Origin of the sequence: Aliiroseovarius sediminilitoris (assembly GCF_900109955.1) — a bacterium.
Lineage (GTDB): Bacteria > Pseudomonadota > Alphaproteobacteria > Rhodobacterales > Rhodobacteraceae > Aliiroseovarius > Aliiroseovarius sediminilitoris.
Window position 1 is genome coordinate 2,561,436 of the sequence record NZ_FOJB01000001.1, and the last position, 18,008, is coordinate 2,579,443.

Here is an 18,008-nt window from a genome sequence, read left to right on the forward strand (position 1 = left end):
CACAGACCCCGCACAAAAATTCGTATCTTGCGAAGTTTGGCTTAGGCACAACCTTTTCAATATCTGCGATGATTAGTCGTGGCCTAATCAAAGCTGATGGAGATCGTTCTTTTCCATACAGCACCTCATGTCAAAGTAGAGCGAACGCCGAACATGGTGCGACGCTGTCCACACCTGCGCGCCCATCTGCACAGATTGAGAGGATTTATTATGCCTGTTGAGACGATAGACACGCTTGTTGTTGGCGGCGGTCAGGCCGGTATCGCCCTGAGCGAACATCTGGGAAACAGCGGTGTCCCTCATCTGGTGCTTGAGAAAAACCGGATCGCCGAGGCGTGGAGGTCGGGCCGCTGGGACGCCTTGGTTGCCAATGGCCCCGCGTGGCACGACCGGTTTCCCAGTCTTGAGTTCAAAGGCTGTGATCCGGACGAGTTCGTGACCAAAGATCGGGTTGCGGACTATCTGGAAGAATACGCGCAGATGGTAAATGCCCCGATCCGCACCGGGGTCGAGGTGTTGCAGGCCGAACGTCTTGGCGACCGTGCAGGCTTTCGGGTCGAAACCTCGGACGGTGTGATCGAAGCCAAACGGATCGTTGCCGCCACCGGCGCGTTTCAACATCCGGTGATCCCACCGATCGTGCCCAAACAGGCCGGGGTCGATCAGATTCATTCGTTTTATTACAGGAACCCCTCGCAGCTCTCGGACGGAGCGGTGTTGGTGGTCGGTGCGGGATCATCGGGGGCGCAGATCGCAGACGAGTTGAACCGCGCTGGCCGCAAGGTGTTCCTGTCTGTCGGGCCGCATGACCGCCCGCCGCGCCGCTATCGCGGGCGCGACTTCGTTTGGTGGCTGGGCGTTCTTGGTCTGTGGGACATGTCTGCGCAACAGCCTGGGACGGAACATGTGACGATCTCGGTTAGTGGAGCTTATGGTGGCCTGACCATGGATTTCCGCCGACTGGCGAGCGAAGGCGTCACCCTTCTGGGCCTGACCGATCGTTTTGAGAACGGGACATTGAGCTTTCGTGATGATCTGCAACGCAATATCGCAGCCGGTGACGCCAATTACAACGAGATGCTGGACGCGGCAGACGCTTACGTGGCGCGCACGGGCCTTGAGCTTCCCGAAGAACCGGAAGCGCGCGAGATGTGGCCCGACCCCGATTGCCTGACCAACCCGATTCGGTCGATTGACCTTGCAAAAGAAGGTATCACCACGATCATCTGGGCCACTGGCTTTCGGCAGGATTTCAGCTGGATGAAGTTTGACGCGTTTGATGACAAAGGCGCGCCGATCCACCAGCGTGGAGTCTCGGTTGTGCCGGACGTCTATTTCCTGGGCCTTCCGTGGCAGTCGCGTCGCGGATCCACCTTCCTGTGGGGGGTCTGGCATGACGCAAAACACATCGCCGATCAGATCGCCACACAACAGGCCTATCTGGACTATGACGGCATGGCCGCGCCGATACAGTCAGCCGCGCAATAAAGTGAAGCAATCGGGATCAGAAATGGTCAAGGATTACATCGTCCACTACGCCCGCCCGACATTGACACCTGACAGGAGCCCCCATGGCCCATACCCGCATTCGTAAATTCAACACGTCGGACACCTATCCGGAACAGAACCTCGACAACGATCTGTGTCAGGCCGTCGTCACCCACGGCGGCAAGACAGTCTGGCTGCGCGGGCAGTGCCCGCAGAACCTTGATGACGCTGTGAGCATCGACAGTCACGACCCGGTCGAGCAGACCCGCAAGGTCATGCAAAACATCAAACAACTGATCGAAGAAGCGGGCGGAACGATGGAGCATCTTGTGAAAGTGGTCGTCTATATCACCGATGTGCGCCACCGCGAGGATGTCTATCGCACCATGGGCGAATATATCAAAGGCGTGCATCCCGTCTCGACCGGGTTGGTGGTGCAGGCCCTGGCACGGCCCGAATGGCTTGTGGAAATCGACGGCACCGCCGTCATACCGGAGTGACCGCATGACCTTTTCCCTTGTCGCCCGCTGCGCTGATACCGGCATGTTTGGCGTGGCCATCTCGTCTTCCTCGCCCGCCGTCGCCGCGCGCTGCGCGTATGCGCGGGCAGGCGTTGGTGCGGTGGCCTCACAGAACGTGACCGACCCGACACTTGGCCCCTTGGCGCTTGACCTGATGCAAGGCGGCATGAGCGCGGGCGAAGCGATTGCGGGGGTCAAAGACCTTGGCAAACATATCGAATACCGGCAGGTTCTGGCAGTAGACAAACAGGGCGCAACGGCGATCCATTCGGGCCCGAACAGCCTTGGCATCTGGACACAAGCGCAAGGGCAGGATGTCGCCTCGGGTGGCAATCTTCTTGCCAATGACGGCGTGCCGCAGGCCATCGTGGACGGATTTCTATCCAGCACGGGTCATCTGGGTGATCGCTTGATTGCCGCGATGCGCGCAGGTCTGGCCGCGGGTGGCGAAGCCGGCCCGGTGCATTCGGCGGGCATGATGCTGGTTGACAAGGTGGCGTGGCCGGTGGCCGACCTGCGCTGCGACTGGACCGAGGACTGCCCGATCAAGGCGGTCGCCACCGCCTGGGACATCTACAAGCCGCAATTGGACGCCTATGTCCAACGCGCGCTCGACCCGCGCGAGGCGCCATCTTACGGCGTGCCGGGCGACGATTAATCAAGGGGTGACATGATGTTGGACTATAGCTTTGAAGATTGGAAATCCCGCGCCGCGGCGCTGAGCTTTCGCAATCAGGCCTTCATTGACGGCAAATTCGTCGATGCGGTGTCAGGCAAGACCTTTGACAGCATCAACCCGGCAACGGGCGAGGTGCTGACCCCGGTCGCCGAATGCGATGCGGCAGATGTGGATCTGGCCGTCGCCGCCGCGCGCAAATCTTTCGAGGCCGGATCATGGTCCCGCACGGCCCCCGGGGATCGCAAGGCAGTGTTGTTGAAACTGGCCGATCTGATCCGGGAAAACCTTGAAGAAATGGCGCTTTTGGACAGTCTGGACATGGGCAAACTGGTCACGGATGCCGCAACCATTGACGCGCCGGGGTCTGCGCATTTCTTCCAATGGTATGCCGAAGCAATTGACAAGATTTATGATGAGGTCGCCCCTACCGGCCCCGGTGATCTGGCACTGGTGTCGCGCGTGCCCCTTGGTGTGGTTGGTGCGGTGACACCGTGGAACTTCCCTTTGGACATGGCCACCTGGAAGTCGGCAGCAGCACTTGCGGCAGGTAACTCGGTGGTTCTGAAACCCGCCGAGCAATCGCCGCTTTCCGCCCTGCGTCTGGCTGAACTTGCGTCCGAGGCGGGGTTGCCTGACGGGGTTCTGAACGTTGTGCCGGGCTTTGGCCACACCGCCGGGCAGGCGCTTGGATTGCATATGGATGTGGACTGTCTGGCCTTCACCGGGTCAACCGCCATTGGCAAGAAATTCATGGAGTATTCGGGCCAGTCGAACCTGAAACAGGTCTGGCCCGAAACTGGCGGCAAAAGCCCCAACCTGATCTTTGCCGATTGCGAAAATCTGGACGCGGCGGCGGACATGGCGGCCTTCGGCATTTTCTTCAATCAGGGCGAGGTGTGCTCGGCCAACTCGCGGCTTTATGTCGAACGTGGGGTCAAGGACGCCTTTGTCGAAAAGATGATTGCGCGGTCCGAAGCGATGCAACCGGGCGACCCCTTGGACCCTGCCGCCAAAATGGGCGCCATCGTGGACGAGAAGCAGACCGAGAACATCATGCGCTTTGTCGAAGGTGGCAAGAAGACCGCAAATCTCGTGGCTGGTGGCGCGCGCGCCTATGTCGATGGCAAGGGGTGCTTTGTGCCGCCCACGATTTTTGACGATGTGCGCCACGACGATCCTCTGGCGCGCGACGAAATATTCGGCCCTGTCCTGTCGATCATCCCGTTCGATACGGAAGACGAGGCGGTCACGATGGCCAATGACAGCGTCTATGGTCTGGCCGCATCGGTCTGGACCGACAATTTAAGCCGCGCGCTCAGGGTGTCTGACAAGCTTTTTGCTGGGACCGTATCGGTCAATACGGTGGATGCACTTTCCGCGCAGACGCCCTTTGGCGGGATGAAGCAATCGGGTTTCGGGCGTGATTTGTCGCTGCACAGCTTTGACAAATATACCGCGCTCAAGACCACGTGGATCAAGTATAAAGCTTGAACCCCTTGAACCGTCGGGCATAATCGCACGATGCCTTTGCGGTTCACTCTTCGTCAGTTGGAATATTTCGTCGCCGTGGGCGAGGAAGGCTCGATCTCGCAGGCCAGCGAACGGGTGAACGTCTCATCGCCCTCGATCTCGGCTGCAATCTCGCAGTTGGAAGACGAGTTTGGCCTGCCCCTTTTCGTGCGCAAACACGCCCATGGGCTAAGCCTGACGCAAGCCGGGCGCCAGTTCATGGTGCAGGCCAAAAAAGTGCTGGTCGAGGCCGAGGCGTTGAACCGCCTGGCGGGGGATATTTCCGGCAATGTTCAGGGTCCGCTGAACATCGGCTGTCTGGTGACGTTCGCGCAGATGCTTTTGCCTGCAATCCGACGCCAATTCGAACTGACCTATCCGGACACCCGCGTCAGCCAGATTGAAACCGACCAACTGAACTTGATCGAACGGCTTCGCCGCGCGCAGATCGACGTGGCATTGTCCTATGATCTCGAGATACCGCCTGACCTTGAATTCGTACCCCTACGCACATTGCCACCCTATGCCATGGTGCCCGAAGGCCACCCCCTCGCGCGGCAAAACGAGGTCGATATCGAAGAGCTTCTGGACTATCCGATGGTGCTGCTCGACCTGCCGCTGAGCAGCGATTATTTCCTGAGCTTCTTCGATCAGACCGGGCGCAAACCCAAGATTGTCGAACGCACCCGTGATATGGCGGTGATGCGGTCGCTGGTGGCCAACGGGTTTGGTTATGCGATTGCCAATATCCGCCCCTTCTCTGACCTTTCCCCCGATGGGCGGCGGCTGGTGTTCATTCCGTTGAAAGGTGAACAGCGCCCCATGCGACTGGGCCTGATCATCCCCGAAGGCGCGCGCAATGTGTTGACCGTCAACGCCTTCATCACCCATGCCTCCGAGGTGATCTGCGGTTGGAATTACCCGGGTCAGGCCATCGACGCCGGGGCTTAACCCCAACCTAATCCACGCTTTCGCAACCTCGACTTTTACCTAACCCGATCATCTGTCACGCTGGCCGGACAACGCGATCCTGACAGGAGAATGAAACGTGCGCGACAAACGCTATGAAGTCCTTTTCGAGCCCATGCAGATCGGGCCGGTGACCGCCAAGAACCGGTTCTATCAGGTGCCCCATTGCAATGGCGGCGGGTATCGCGATCCGTCTGCGGCGGCCGAGATGCGGCGCTCCAAGGCCGAAGGCGGCTGGGGCGTGATTTTCACCGAACAGACCGAGATGCACCACACCTCGGAAATCACCCCGTTCATCGAACTGCGCCTGTGGGAAGACAAAGATATCCCAATGCTGCGCAAGATGTCCGAGCGGATGAAGGAATATGGCGCGCTTGCGGGGATCCAACTGGCCTATTCGGGCGTCAATGGACCGAACCTTTATACGAAAGAGGTGCCGCTGGCGGTATCCGCCCAACCCATCCGCACCTTTACCAACGACCCTGTGCAGGCGCGCGCGCTGGACAAAAGCGATATCCGCGATCTGCGCCGCTGGTTCGTGAACGCAGCGAAACGGTCGCAAGACGCGGGCTTTGACCTGATCTGCCTTTACGGCGCGCATGGGTTCGGCATCTTCCAACACTTCCTGAGCCGCGCAACCAATCACCGTACGGATGAGTATGGTGGCAGTCTTGAAAACCGGTCGCGCTTCGTGAACGAGGTGATCGCCGACATCAAGGACGCTGTTGGCGACTCGATGGGCATCACACTGCGCGTGTCGCTGGACGAAACCATCGGAGAGCTTGGCTTTTCAAACGCCGAAGTGCGCGAGTTCGTCGAAATGAACCGCAACCTGCCTGACCTTTGGGATCTGGCGCAAGGCACGTGGGAAGATTGCTCGGGTCCGTCCCGCTTCAAGGAAGAGGCCGCACAGGAACAACTGGTCAAGGGCATTCACGAGCTGACGGACAAGCCCATCGTCGGTGTCGGGCGCTTCACCAGCCCGGACGTCATGGCCAAGATGGTGCGCACCGGCACGCTGGATTTCATCGGTTGCGCCCGCCCTTCGATTGCAGACCCTTTCCTTCCGAAGAAAATCGAGGAAGGCCGGGTCGAAGACATCCGCGAATGTATCGGCTGCAACATCTGCATCACAGGCGACATGACCATGTCGATCAGCCGCTGCACCCAGAACCCCACCTTCATGGAGGAATGGCGCAAGGGCTGGCACCCGGAACGCATGAACGCGAAGGGTGACAGCTCGAACGTGCTGGTCGTCGGCGCGGGTCCTGCCGGGCTTGAGGCAACGCGCGCCTTGGCCGAGCGTGGCTATGACGTGGCCCTGGCCGAATCCGGCACCGCCATCGGGGGGCGTGTGTCCCGCGAACGGTTGCTGCCCGGCCTGTCGGCCTGGGGCCGCGTGGTGGACTACCGCGAATATCAGATCGGACAAAAACCCAATGTCGAAACCTATTTCGACAGTGAATTGGATGCCGAGAGCATTTTGGAGTTCGGGTTCGAAAATGTCTGCATCGCGACCGGGGCCAAGTGGCGCCGCGACGGGGTTGCGCGGCAGCATGTGATCCCCTTTCCGACGGACGCGGCCATGCCGCTCTATTCCCCCGACGACCTGATGGATGGGGCAGCCCCCTCAGGTCACGTGGTGATCTATGATGATGACCACTACTATATGGGTGGCGTGATGGCCGAGCTATTGATCCAGAAAGGTTGCACGGTGACACTGGTGACACCCGCCGCCTATGTCAGCGAATGGACACTGAACACGTTGGAGCAGCACGAAATCCACCGTCGTCTGGTTGGAATGGGCGTTGTAATCGAACTGAACCGCGGCGTCATGTCCATCGGCAAGGATCATGTCGAAACCAATTGTATGTTCACCGACCAGCGGCGGGCGATTGAATGTGATGGCGTGTTGCTCGTTTCGTCCAAACTCGAAAACAACAGCGTTTACAACGACCTGAAGGCACGCGAGGCCGAGTGGGCAGATGCGGGCATCAAGTCAGTCAAACTGATCGGTGACGCCAATGCACCCGGCCCGATTGCATGGGCCACCTATGCGGGCCACCGCTATGCACGTGAACTGGACAGCGAGGATATTGGCGACGCGCTGCCCTTCCGCCGCGAAATTACCGCGCTGGCCGTGGATTGAACGCGCCTGTTCCTTTCCCCGCAGATCGGTCAGGATACAGGTGCCGAAGAAAGAGGCGATATGGACCGCACACTCGACATTCTTGAGCGGCTGGTTGGGTTTCCGACTGTCAGCGCCGACAGCAATCTGGACCTGATCGACTATGTTCAGAACCTTCTGCACATGGCCGGGTTCGCGGTAACGCGCATCCCGTCACCCTGCGGCAAGAAGGCCGGGCTGTTTGCCCGGATCGGACCCGGCGATGGTGGCATTTGTCTGTCGGCGCATACCGATGTTGTCCCGGTGGCAGGGCAGGACTGGTCCAGCCCGCCTTTTGCGCTGACCCGGCGGGCAGACCGGCTTGTCGGGCGGGGCACCACGGATATGAAAGGGTTTCTGGCCTCGGCCCTTGCGCTGGCCGAGCAGGCGCAACACACCCCACTTTCGGCACCCCTGACCCTGTCGATTTCCTATGATGAAGAGGTCGGCTGCGTCGGTATTCGCGACATGATGTCCACCCTCGCGCCACTCCTGGGCAGGCCGCGCATGGTGATTGTTGGCGAACCGACCTCAATGCAGGTGGCGACGGGGCACAAGGGCAAGGTCGCGCTGCGCGTCGATTGCCTCGGCCAGTCGGGCCATAGCGCTCTGGCGCCGAACTTCGTGAACGCAATCCACGTGGCCGCAAGTTTTGTTGACGAGATGCGCGCCCTTCAGGAGGAATTGGCCAAGGGGCCAACGGACGACGCCTATGACATCCCCTGTTCGACCGTGCATGTCGGGCGGATCACCGGGGGCAAGGCGTTGAACATCGTGCCAGACCTTGCGCAGATCGAAATGGAGTTTCGCCATCTGGCCAACCTTCCTGTGCAAAGCATTCGCGCCCAAATTCAACAATCGGCTGATAAAGTCGGCAAGATGTTTGGTAATGCAAACGCGGTCAGGATTACCGAGGGACCTGCCTATTTCGGGTTGGATACGTCGCGTGATGCCCCCGCAGTTGATCGTGCTTTGTCCTTCGCCGCGACCGATCAAGTCACAAAGGTTGCTTTTGGTACCGAGGCCGGTTTTTTCGCGGAACTGGGTTTGGATACTGTGGTTGTCGGCCCGGGTAATATGGCGGCCGACGGGCACAAACCCGACGAGGGTTTAGCTCTTTCCGAGCTTCAGGCCTGCGATGCCATGATGACTCGCGTGTTGCTGGATCTTGGTTGAACAGTATCGAACGTGTGGACTATGAAATGACGTTGCGCGGATGCCCTCATCGGACGACGTGGCAGATTGCTTTACAGGTGACAACCCCTTGCATCGCACCGTCGAAACAGACCAAGGACCGAAAATCACCCGCAAAACCGCGGTTGATGAGAGATCTGGTGAATGATGGTTGCAACTATCTTCCGCCCGCAGCTCATTGTGCTGAAGTCGCACAATCACCGGACGGTAAAGTCCAAGCGCATCTTTGGTGCCTTGTCGCCATCCTCTTCCCTCTCCGTTCCTCGAAACATTCGCTGCGAATGATGGATCGTGTGAGATCAATCGGAATGACTCTCTGTTCAACACAGACAAAGAAGGCGACCCGGTCGGTCACCTATGACTCCAACTATTGTGTGCGCTTCGGCCACGAGACCAACCTATTGATCCGGGCGGTGTTTCGCAGGAACTTTACCCCGATTTCGAGACAGCTTTGACCCGATTCACAGTGTCAGTGGGTCCAGGGGCCGCGACGATTGGTGGCAAAATTGTCCCCATAGCCGCCGGAACGGATGTTCGGCCGACGCTTGTGCGGTTCTTGAACAATGGCTTCGATACCGCGTTCACGGGCATAGTTCAGAGCAGCCTCTTTCGTATCAAATTTCAGCCGCACCTGGCTTTGTGTATCCGACGAACTGGTCCAACCCATCAATGGATCCACGTCTCGCGCCTCATCCGCAGCATATTCCAGCAGCCAAACCTTTGTTTTAGCCTGCCCTGAAGTCATGGCGTTACGAGCGGGTTGATAGATACGTGCGCGCATCTGGGATCTCCTTGAAAGCCTGAGCGGTTTATCAGGGATGCGTGGATGTAATTCAAGCAAAATTGGAATTCGATGCCGGCAGCAGCACCAGTGGCTTCCAGCCCAACTGCGGGCCGGAAGCGCATCGTGAGTGGTGGTTTTGAGAAATCAGAGTGGCTGCCGGTAGCTCCGAGGGAGCGAGGGGTGGGGTGGGTGTATCGTCGCCACCGGCAGTCCGTTCTGCTGCTTGCAAGACAAACCTAGCGTGATGTCCAAGCGCGAGCAAGAGCTAAAAACACTTTTAGTTGCATATTTTGAAGAAAAAATAGCCGATTTTATATTTTTTCTTCTTTATTTTCTGATGTTTAGATAGCCGAGATCAAAAAGGGGCCTTACGCTCCTCTTTTCACTGGTGCAACCTATGGTTGCTTACTGGTAAATGCCTTCACATATCCGAAGGCCACTATCTGAACCCTATAGTCCGAAATGCAGGCATTTCGCTCAATTCGCTAATTATGGGGAGGGAAAGGTAAAGTAATCCTTACCTCTTGAAGAAGAACAAAATGTGACCATTCTAATGCGCGGAAGGATTCGCATGACCCACAGCCCGCTGACCAACCCGACGCTTGCCCCAACCGCCCGTCCCAAACTTGAGGGCGGCAAGCGCTTTGTCATGCATACCCCCTTCAAACCCGCGGGCGATCAGCCCACGGCCATCGCTGAACTGGTGGGCGGTATAAAATCTGGTGAACGCGATCAGGTGCTGTTGGGCGCGACCGGCACCGGCAAGACCTTCACCATGGCCAAGATCATTGAAGAAACCCAGCGCCCCGCGATCATCCTTGCCCCCAACAAGACCCTTGCCGCCCAGCTTTATGGTGAGATGAAAGGGTATTTCCCCGACAATTCGGTCGAATATTTCGTCAGTTACTATGATTATTATCAGCCCGAAGCTTATGTCGCGCGATCTGACACCTTTATCGAGAAAGAAAGCCAGATCAATGAACAAATCGACCGGATGCGCCATTCGGCCACGCGGGCACTTCTCGAACGTGATGATGTGATTATCGTGGCTTCGGTCAGCTGCATCTACGGCATCGGCTCACCCGAAACCTACACCGCCATGACGCAGGACATCACGGTCGGCAAAGACTATGACCAACGATCGGTCATGCGTGATCTGGTGGCCCAGCAATATAAACGCAATGACAACGCGTTTCAGCGTGGATCGTTTCGGGTGCGTGGCGACAGTCTGGAAATCTGGCCCAGCCATTTGGAAGACCGCGGCTGGCGGCTATCCTTCTTTGGGGAAGAGCTTGAAGCCATCACCGAATTCGATACATTGACCGGAGCGAAGACGGACACACTTGAGAAAGTGCGCGTCTACGCAAACTCACACTACGTCACGCCCACGCCGACGCTGAAACAAGCGATCCAGAACATCAAGCAAGAGCTTGCCGTGCGGCTGATCCAGTTCGAAGAAGAAGGCAAGCTGCTGGAAGCCCAACGCCTTGAACAGCGGACCAAGTTTGATCTTGAAATGCTAGAGGCCGCCGGCTTCTGTAACGGCATCGAAAACTATTCGCGTTACCTGACAGGCCGCGCGCCGGGTGAACCGCCCCCTACGCTGTTTGAATATATCCCAGACAATGCCATCGTCTTTGCCGATGAAAGCCATGTCTCCGTGCCACAGATCGGCGGCATGTATCGGGGCGACTATCGCCGAAAATTCACGCTGGCCGAACATGGCTTCCGCTTGCCATCTTGCATGGACAACCGTCCGTTAAAATTCGAAGAATGGGATGCGATGCGCCCGCAATCTATCTTCGTGTCCGCCACGCCGTCCAGTTGGGAGCTGGAACAAACTGGAGGGGTCTTTGCCGAACAAGTGATCCGTCCCACCGGCCTTGTGGATCCTGAAGTCGAAATTCGCCCCGTGGACATGCAAGTCGATGACCTGCTCGACGAGGTGCGCAAGGTCGCCGCGCGCGGCATGCGAATATTGGTCACAACCCTGACCAAACGCATGGCCGAAGACCTGACCGAATACCTGCACGAACAGGGGATCCGCGTGCGCTACATGCACTCGGATATCGACACGATCGAACGCATTGAAATCCTGCGCGACCTGCGCCTTGGCGCCTTTGACGTGCTGGTCGGTATCAACCTGCTGCGCGAAGGTCTCGACATCCCGGAATGCGGTCTGGTCGCCATTCTGGACGCGGATAAAGAAGGGTTCCTGCGCTCGGAAACCTCACTCGTGCAAACCATCGGCCGCGCCGCGCGCAATGCCGAAGGCCGCGTCATCATGTATGCGGATCGCATCACCGGCTCGATGGAGCGTGCGCTGAACGAAACCAACCGGCGGCGTGAGAAACAGAAAGCCTATAACAAGCTGCACGGCATCACGCCGGAGACCGTGAAAAAGAACGTCGATGACGTGTTGTCCGGTCTGTACGACGGCGACACCGACATGTCACGCGTCACCGCCACCATCGACAAACCGATGATCGGGGACAACCTGATTGCGCATCTTGAGGGCCTGAAAGCCAAAATGCGCAAGGCCGCCGAAAACCTCGAATTCGAAGAAGCCGCCCGCCTGCGCGACGAGGTTCACCGCCTGGAAGCCGTCGAACTCGCCATCGCCGATGACCCCCTCGCCCGCCAATCCGCGATCGAGGCGGCAGGCGACGCCGCCCAGAAAGCAAAAGGGCGTTCAACCGCGGGGAAACCGGGCCAGCGGGCGGGGCGCAACCGGCGCGGTCGCTAGGTCCGACACGCCAACTCGGAGTTCTCCGAACCTTCTTCTGGCCCAAAATATCCTGGGGTGAATGCGCGCAAGCGCAGAGGGGCAACGCCCCTGTTTGCTGACCCCACCACCAAATTCGAACGCGCCCGCCATTGCCGGCGAGCGCGCTGTTGTCTGACCCCGTGAGTGATGGAGGGTTGGTCAGACGAATGTGAATCTGTTGGCAAACGGCATCTCGGTCGGGCGCTCTCCGGTGGCTTGAAAGATCGCCTCGGCCAAGGCGGGGGCGGCTGGTGGCACCGGGGGTTCGCCGATCCCCGTGACATAATCGCGGTTCTCCAATCCTCGCACGAAAATCTCGGGCGCTTGATAGTTGCGCAATCCTTCGAAATCGAAAAAGTTTTCCTGCTCGGCCCCGCCATCGGCATAGGTGATCTGGCTATTGATCGCATGACCCAGCCCCCAGACTACGCCGCCTTGAACGAGGTTCTCAAAGTTTGTCGGATCGACGACACGCCCCACCTCGGCAGCGACCCAAACCTTGTCCAGTGTGATGCCGTTTTCCGTGTTGCTGATCTCGATCACCTCGGCGACGGGTGTGCCAAAGGACAAGCTGAACGCCACGCCACGCGCCTTGTTTGCACCAGACGATCCGCCCCAGTCCGACATTTCGGCCACGGCTTCCAATACCTTGCGCGACGGTAGGTCCGTCATCAAGCGCAGGCGCTCCTCGACCGGGTCAGCGCCCGCAGAATGGATCAAAGCGTTCAAAAAGTTCTCGTGAAAAAACGCATTCTGCGACGCGCCAACGGACCGCCACGAACTGACCGGCGCCAATTTTGGCGCGCGATAGCCTGTTATACGGTAATGCGGAATGGCATAGGGCTGGTCCCACAAGGCCTGCGTGATCGTGCTGTCAGGACCGGGCAAGCCCAGCCCTTGCCGTTCGCCCATCTGGCTATCCAGCACAGAGGGGCTGGCAACCCGGATTTCCATCGCAGCAACTTTGCCGTCTTCAACAGCGCCACGCCCGCGCATCAATGCAATCGGGCGGGTGTAATCCTGCGCCGTATCCTCTTCCCGCTTATAGGTCAGCTTGACCGGCGTGCCCGGAAGTGCCATCGCCAGTTCGGTGCAGCGCTTCACCACTTCGTCTTCCAGACGGTGTCCAAAACTGCCGCCCATCATCAGGATATGCACATGCACATCTTCAACCGAAACGCCCGTCATCTTGGCCACGCTGGCCTGTGACATTCGCGGGATCTGGTTCCCGGTCCAGACATCCACGCGGGCAGCTGTCACCAGCACCGTGGCGTTCAATGGCTCCAGCGGGGCATGGGCCAGATAGGGCGCGCGATATTCGGCCTGGATCGTGGCGGTGACGGCATCCATATCACCATCGTCGCGGGGCTGACCATCAGGATTGGCCGTGTCCAGTGTATCGGCCAACGCCTGCCAGTGTTCGTCCTGCGCGGCGGGGTATGGGGCCGGACCCCACTCGATATCGATGGCATCCACCGCCTGAAAAGCCCGCCAGGTATTGTCCGCGATCACGCCGACACCACCGGTTACTGGTATAACATGTTCAACGCCGCGCATGGTTTCAGCGGTCGTGGCGTCATAACTGACGACCTCGCCCCCTTTGCGCGGGTTCAGACGGATGGCCGCATGGACCATCCCCTCCATCCGCAGGTCAATCCCGTAGCTTTGGCTGCCAGTGGATTTCCTCACCATATCAACCCGCTGCATGGGTTTACCCACGAGGCGCCACTGGGTCGATGGGCGCAAGGTGACATCAGTGACAGGATCAATCTGGGCAGCTGCTGCGGCCAGCGCCCGATACGGAATGCGTTCGCCATCGGGCAACACCACCGCTCCGCGTTCCGTTTTCAACTGTGAAACGGCCAACCTGCTTTGTTGGGCTGCCGCAGCCTTGAGCGTTTCGCGGGCGACCGCTCCGGCCACGCGCAGCTTCTCGTATCCATCGGGCACAGTGGTTGACCCACCTGTCAACTGCATTCCCATGAATTTCATGATCGCATCAACGGTCCCGCGCATCGCATTGGCGGCCATGCTTTGATCGGTGCTTGGAAACGGGACCGCGTCATTCGCCAGCGCGGTATTGTAATAGGCTTTCGAGGGCGGGCCGGGGTCGACCCTGATCTGGTCAAGTTCGACATCCAGCTCTTCGGCGATCAACGCCGCCTGAACCGAGTAGCTTCCCTGCCCCATATCTGCGCGCGGTGTGATCAGCGTGATACCTTCGGCGTTGATCAAAACATAAGGCGTCAGCGCAGCCTCACCATCTGCCAGCCTGTCCAGCAACGGGTTCTTCGCTGGTCGTTTGTATTGATAATAGCCGAACGCGACACCGCCCAGAATGGCGACGGATCCGACAACGAATGTGCGGCGGGCGATGGTTCCGACACGTCCCAAGATCAAGCGCCCTGCAATTTCTTGGCAGCCGTTTTTACGGCAGCACGGATGCGGGGATAAGTGCCGCACCGACACAGGTTGCCGGACATTGCTTCATCAATATCTGTATCAGACGGGTCGGATATATAGGACAGCAACTCGGCGGCTTGCATCATCTGACCGCCCTGGCAATAACCGCATTGCGCGACCTGATGTTCCAACCACGCCGCTTGAACAGCATGCATGTGATCGGGCGTTCCCAGCCCTTCTATCGTCGTCACGGGACCGTCCACATCTGAAACAAGCGTCTGGCATGATCGAACGGCAACTCCGTCCACATGCACGGTGCAGGCCCCGCAGGCCGCAACACCGCAGCCATATTTCGGCCCGTTCAGGCCGATTTCGTCACGCAACACCCACAGCAGCGGCATGTCGTCTTCGACATCCACGTCATGCACAACGCCATTCACTGTGATTTGCAACGATCAGCCCCCTAATCGCAGTTTCTGTTGTTATCGCCGTCCGTCTTGCCAACACTTAAATGACCGCCGGTCATGTAATAATGACCATATAATAGCGTGTTAAGCAACCAGGATTTAAGTTGGTTGTCCTGACCGCATCGCGAAAGGCCGTCGGCGAGCGGTGTTCGGGCTCGATCCGGTCAAGCCGGGACATGCCGAACCGCGCCAGAGCTTCGCGCGACGGCTTGGAACGGTCGCAGAACGGCACAGCGTGGCAGCCATCCATTGTCAACGGATGCAGAGGGGCGACGCTCGGGGTGATGGACAACAGGATTTGCAAGACCCGCTGAGGCTTGATCGAAAGTCGCGCTATATATTTTTTACCATCTGGTAAAATTATTGAATATATGCCTTCATGGAAAGATCAAAACAAGAATGGGAATCAGAAAATGCCCCAAACCAACAGAGAGAACGGAGTTTCTCCGGCCCGATTGGCGCCAGCCGAAGTGCAAGCCAATTTTTCGGACCTCCATCCAGCTTATGACGAACACGAGGCTCTTGTGGCCGCGGATCGGTGCTATTTTTGCCATGATGCGCCCTGCATGACGGCCTGTCCGACCTCCATCGATATCCCGCTTTTCATCCGCCAGATCGCAACCGGCACGCCCGAAGCGGCGGCCAAGACGATCCTGAACCAGAACATTCTGGGCGGGATGTGTGCACGGGTCTGCCCGACCGAGACACTGTGCGAAGAGGTTTGCGTGCGCGAGATCGCCGAAGGCAAGCCCGTCGAAATCGGCCGTCTGCAACGCTATGCCACCGACACGTTGATGGCCAAAGGCGTGCACCCGTTCGTGCGTGCGCCTGAAACTGGTAAGCAAATCGCCGTTGTGGGCGCTGGTCCCGCTGGTCTTGCCTGTGCACACCGCTTGGCAATGCTGGGGCACAATGTCGTGGTCTTTGAAGCCCGCGCCAAAGGTGGCGGTCTGAACGAATTCGGCATCGCCGCCTATAAATCCACCAATGATTTCGCACAGAAGGAACTGGATTGGCTCTTGGCCATTGGCGGGATCGACATCCGCTATGACCAGGCTTTGGGCCAATCCATTACCCTGGACGGTTTGCAAAGTGATTTTGACGCCGTGTTCCTGGGCATGGGTCTGACCGCCGTCAACGCGCTGCGGCTTGAGGGCGAGGATAAGGACAATGTCTCGGCAGCAGTCGATTTCATCGCCGATCTGCGTCAGGCTGACGATCTTGCCGCCCTGCCCGTTGGCCGACGTGTCGTCGTCATCGGCGGCGGCATGACCGCGATTGATGCAGGCGTGCAAGCCAAGCTGCTGGGCGCCGAGGACGTCACCATCGTCTATCGACGCGGCCAAGAGGCCATGGCAGCGTCAAAGTTCGAACAGGACTTGGCCCGGCAAAAAGGCGTGAGGCTGATCTGCAATGCGACCCCGGTAGGGATCGAGGGGAACGGATCGCTGAGTGCCGTGACCCTCGCCTATACCGAAACGCGCGATGGCAAGTTGGAGACATTGGACGAGACCTTCACCCTGCCCGCCGACCAACTTTTCAAGGCAATCGGCCAAAAGCTGGGCGAAACACCCGACCTGCTGGCGCTGGACGGCGGAAAGATCGCCGTCGATGATGCGCAGAAAACCAACCTGGCGAAGGTCTGGGCCGGGGGCGATTGCGCCTCGGGCGGGGACGATCTGACCGTCACCGCCGTTGCCGAAGGTCGCGATGCGGCCATGGACATCCACGCCACTCTGACAGGAGCAAGCTAATGGCCGACCTGACATCGAACTTTCTTGGAATTTCGTCACCCAACCCGTTCTGGCTGGCCTCGGCCCCGCCCACCGACAAGGAATACAACGTGCGCCGCGCGTTCGAAGCCGGTTGGGGCGGCGTGGTCTGGAAGACGCTGGGGGCCGAAGGGCCGCCCGTCGTCAACGTGAACGGCCCCCGCTATGGCGCGATCCACGGAGCTGATCGCCGCCTATTGGGCCTCAACAACATCGAACTGATCACTGATCGCCCGCTTGAGGTGAACCTAGAGGAAATGGCGCGGGTCAAGAAGGACTATCCCGATCACGCGCTGATCGCCTCGGTCATGGTGCCCTGCGAAGAGGATGAATGGAAACGCATCATCCCGCGCATTGCCGAAACTGGTTGCGACGGGTTTGAGCTGAACTTCGGCTGCCCGCACGGCATGGCCGAACGCGGCATGGGGTCGGCCGTCGGTCAGGTGCCGGAGTATATCGAGATGGTCACGCGCTGGTGCAAGGAAGCCACCGACCTGCCCGTCATCGTGAAACTGACGCCCAATATCACCAACATCCTTTTGCCGGCGCAGGCCGCGAAGGATGGCGGCGCGGATGCGGTCAGCCTGATCAACACGATCAACTCGATCACCAATGTCAATCTGGACGTGATGGCACCCGAGCCGATGATCGACGGCAAGGGCACCCATGGCGGTTATTGCGGTCCAGCGGTGAAACCCATCGCCCTGAACATGGTCGCCGAGATCGCGCGCAACCCGGGCACGCGCGGTCTGCCGATTTCGGGCATTGGCGGTGTGACCACGTGGCGCGATGCAGCCGAATTCATGGCGCTTGGCGCGGGCAACGTGCAGGTCTGCACGGCGGCGATGACCTACGGGTTCAAGGTGGTGCAGGAAATGATTTCGGGCCTGAGCCAGTGGATGGACGAAAAGGGTTACACCTCGATCGACGAGATCGTCGGCCGTGCCGTGCCGAACGTCACCGACTGGCAATATCTGAACCTGAACCACGTCACCAAGGCGCGGATCGACCAAGAGGCTTGCATCAAATGTGGGCGCTGCTATGCCGCGTGCGAAGACACTTCGCACCAAGCGATCAGCATGTCCGAGGATCGTGTTTTCGACGTGAAGGACGACGAATGCGTGGCGTGCAACCTGTGCGTCAATGTCTGCCCGGTCGAGGGCTGTATCACCATGGAAACCATCGCCCCCGGTGCGATGGATGAACGAACGGGAACGGTTGTGAAGGAAGACTATGCCAACTGGACGACCCACCCCAACAACCCAAGCGCCGCCGCTGCCGAGTAAGG

The 18,008-nt window shown here is 59.0% G+C and carries 14 protein-coding genes; 10 read left to right on the forward strand and 4 right to left on the reverse strand.

Features of this window, described 5'->3' with window-relative positions; genetic code table 11:
• Positions 1 to 210: 210 nt before the first annotated feature.
• The 7 genes from BMY55_RS12660 (at position 211) to argE (ending at position 8,509) form a co-directional block, all read left to right on the forward strand.
• Positions 211 to 1,488 (forward strand): flavin-containing monooxygenase, encoded by a 1,278-nt coding sequence (locus BMY55_RS12660; RefSeq protein WP_091431115.1) that lies wholly within the window; start codon positions 211 to 213, stop codon positions 1,486 to 1,488.
• A gap of 83 nt (positions 1,489 to 1,571) precedes the next feature.
• Positions 1,572 to 1,988 (forward strand): RidA family protein, encoded by a 417-nt coding sequence (locus BMY55_RS12665; RefSeq protein ID WP_091431116.1) that lies wholly within the window; start codon positions 1,572 to 1,574, stop codon positions 1,986 to 1,988.
• 4 nt (positions 1,989 to 1,992) lie between these two features.
• Positions 1,993 to 2,667 (forward strand): DUF1028 domain-containing protein, encoded by a 675-nt coding sequence (locus tag BMY55_RS12670; RefSeq protein WP_091431118.1) that lies wholly within the window; start codon positions 1,993 to 1,995, stop codon positions 2,665 to 2,667.
• A 15-nt stretch (positions 2,668 to 2,682) separates the two neighbouring features.
• Positions 2,683 to 4,179, forward strand: a complete 1,497-nt coding sequence (locus tag BMY55_RS12675) for an aldehyde dehydrogenase (protein ID WP_091432545.1) — start codon at positions 2,683 to 2,685, stop codon at positions 4,177 to 4,179.
• 30 nt (positions 4,180 to 4,209) lie between these two features.
• Positions 4,210 to 5,148: a LysR family transcriptional regulator gene (locus BMY55_RS12680; protein ID WP_091431119.1), complete on the forward strand. Its 939-nt coding sequence runs from the start codon at positions 4,210 to 4,212 to the stop codon at positions 5,146 to 5,148.
• 97 nt (positions 5,149 to 5,245) lie between these two features.
• Entirely contained in the window at positions 5,246 to 7,315 is a 2,070-nt protein-coding gene (locus tag BMY55_RS12685) for an oxidoreductase (protein ID WP_091431121.1), read from the forward strand.
• A gap of 60 nt (positions 7,316 to 7,375) precedes the next feature.
• Complete coding sequence (gene argE / locus BMY55_RS12690) at positions 7,376 to 8,509, forward strand: acetylornithine deacetylase (protein ID WP_091431123.1); 1,134 nt, start codon at positions 7,376 to 7,378, stop codon at positions 8,507 to 8,509.
• A gap of 487 nt (positions 8,510 to 8,996) precedes the next feature.
• On the opposite strand, the gene BMY55_RS12695 is transcribed toward argE, so the two are convergent.
• Complete coding sequence (locus BMY55_RS12695) at positions 8,997 to 9,308, reverse strand: ETC complex I subunit (RefSeq protein ID WP_091431124.1); 312 nt, start codon at positions 9,306 to 9,308, stop codon at positions 8,997 to 8,999.
• Positions 9,309 to 9,882: 574 nt separating this feature from the next.
• On the opposite strand from BMY55_RS12695, the gene uvrB reads away from it, so the two are divergent.
• Positions 9,883 to 12,057: an excinuclease ABC subunit UvrB gene (gene uvrB / locus BMY55_RS12700; RefSeq protein WP_091432548.1), complete on the forward strand. Its 2,175-nt coding sequence runs from the start codon at positions 9,883 to 9,885 to the stop codon at positions 12,055 to 12,057.
• Positions 12,058 to 12,237: 180 nt separating this feature from the next.
• Here uvrB and BMY55_RS12705 read toward each other — a convergent pair whose 3' ends face one another.
• The 3 genes from BMY55_RS12705 to BMY55_RS16800 all read right to left on the reverse strand — a co-directional run bounded on the left by BMY55_RS12705 (position 12,238) and on the right by BMY55_RS16800 (position 15,240).
• The gene (locus BMY55_RS12705; protein ID WP_091432551.1) at positions 12,238 to 14,472 is read right to left on the reverse strand and encodes a xanthine dehydrogenase family protein molybdopterin-binding subunit; all 2,235 of its coding nucleotides are present in this window, start codon (positions 14,470 to 14,472) and stop codon (positions 12,238 to 12,240) included.
• 2 nt (positions 14,473 to 14,474) lie between these two features.
• Positions 14,475 to 14,933 carry a (2Fe-2S)-binding protein gene (locus BMY55_RS12710; protein ID WP_091431126.1) on the reverse strand — a complete coding sequence of 153 codons (459 nt, stop codon included), beginning with the start codon at positions 14,931 to 14,933 and terminating at the stop codon, positions 14,475 to 14,477.
• A 70-nt stretch (positions 14,934 to 15,003) separates the two neighbouring features.
• Positions 15,004 to 15,240, reverse strand: a complete 237-nt coding sequence (locus BMY55_RS16800; RefSeq protein WP_143064337.1) for a hypothetical protein — start codon at positions 15,238 to 15,240, stop codon at positions 15,004 to 15,006.
• A 121-nt stretch (positions 15,241 to 15,361) separates the two neighbouring features.
• On the opposite strand from BMY55_RS16800, the gene BMY55_RS12715 reads away from it, so the two are divergent.
• Positions 15,362 to 16,702, forward strand: a complete 1,341-nt coding sequence (locus tag BMY55_RS12715) for an NAD(P)-dependent oxidoreductase (RefSeq protein ID WP_091432554.1) — start codon at positions 15,362 to 15,364, stop codon at positions 16,700 to 16,702.
• Entirely contained in the window at positions 16,702 to 18,006 is a 1,305-nt protein-coding gene (preA, locus tag BMY55_RS12720; protein WP_091431128.1) for an NAD-dependent dihydropyrimidine dehydrogenase subunit PreA, read from the forward strand. The genes BMY55_RS12715 and preA overlap by 1 nt, the downstream gene beginning before the upstream one ends.
• The last annotated feature ends 2 nt before the right edge of the window (positions 18,007 to 18,008 follow it).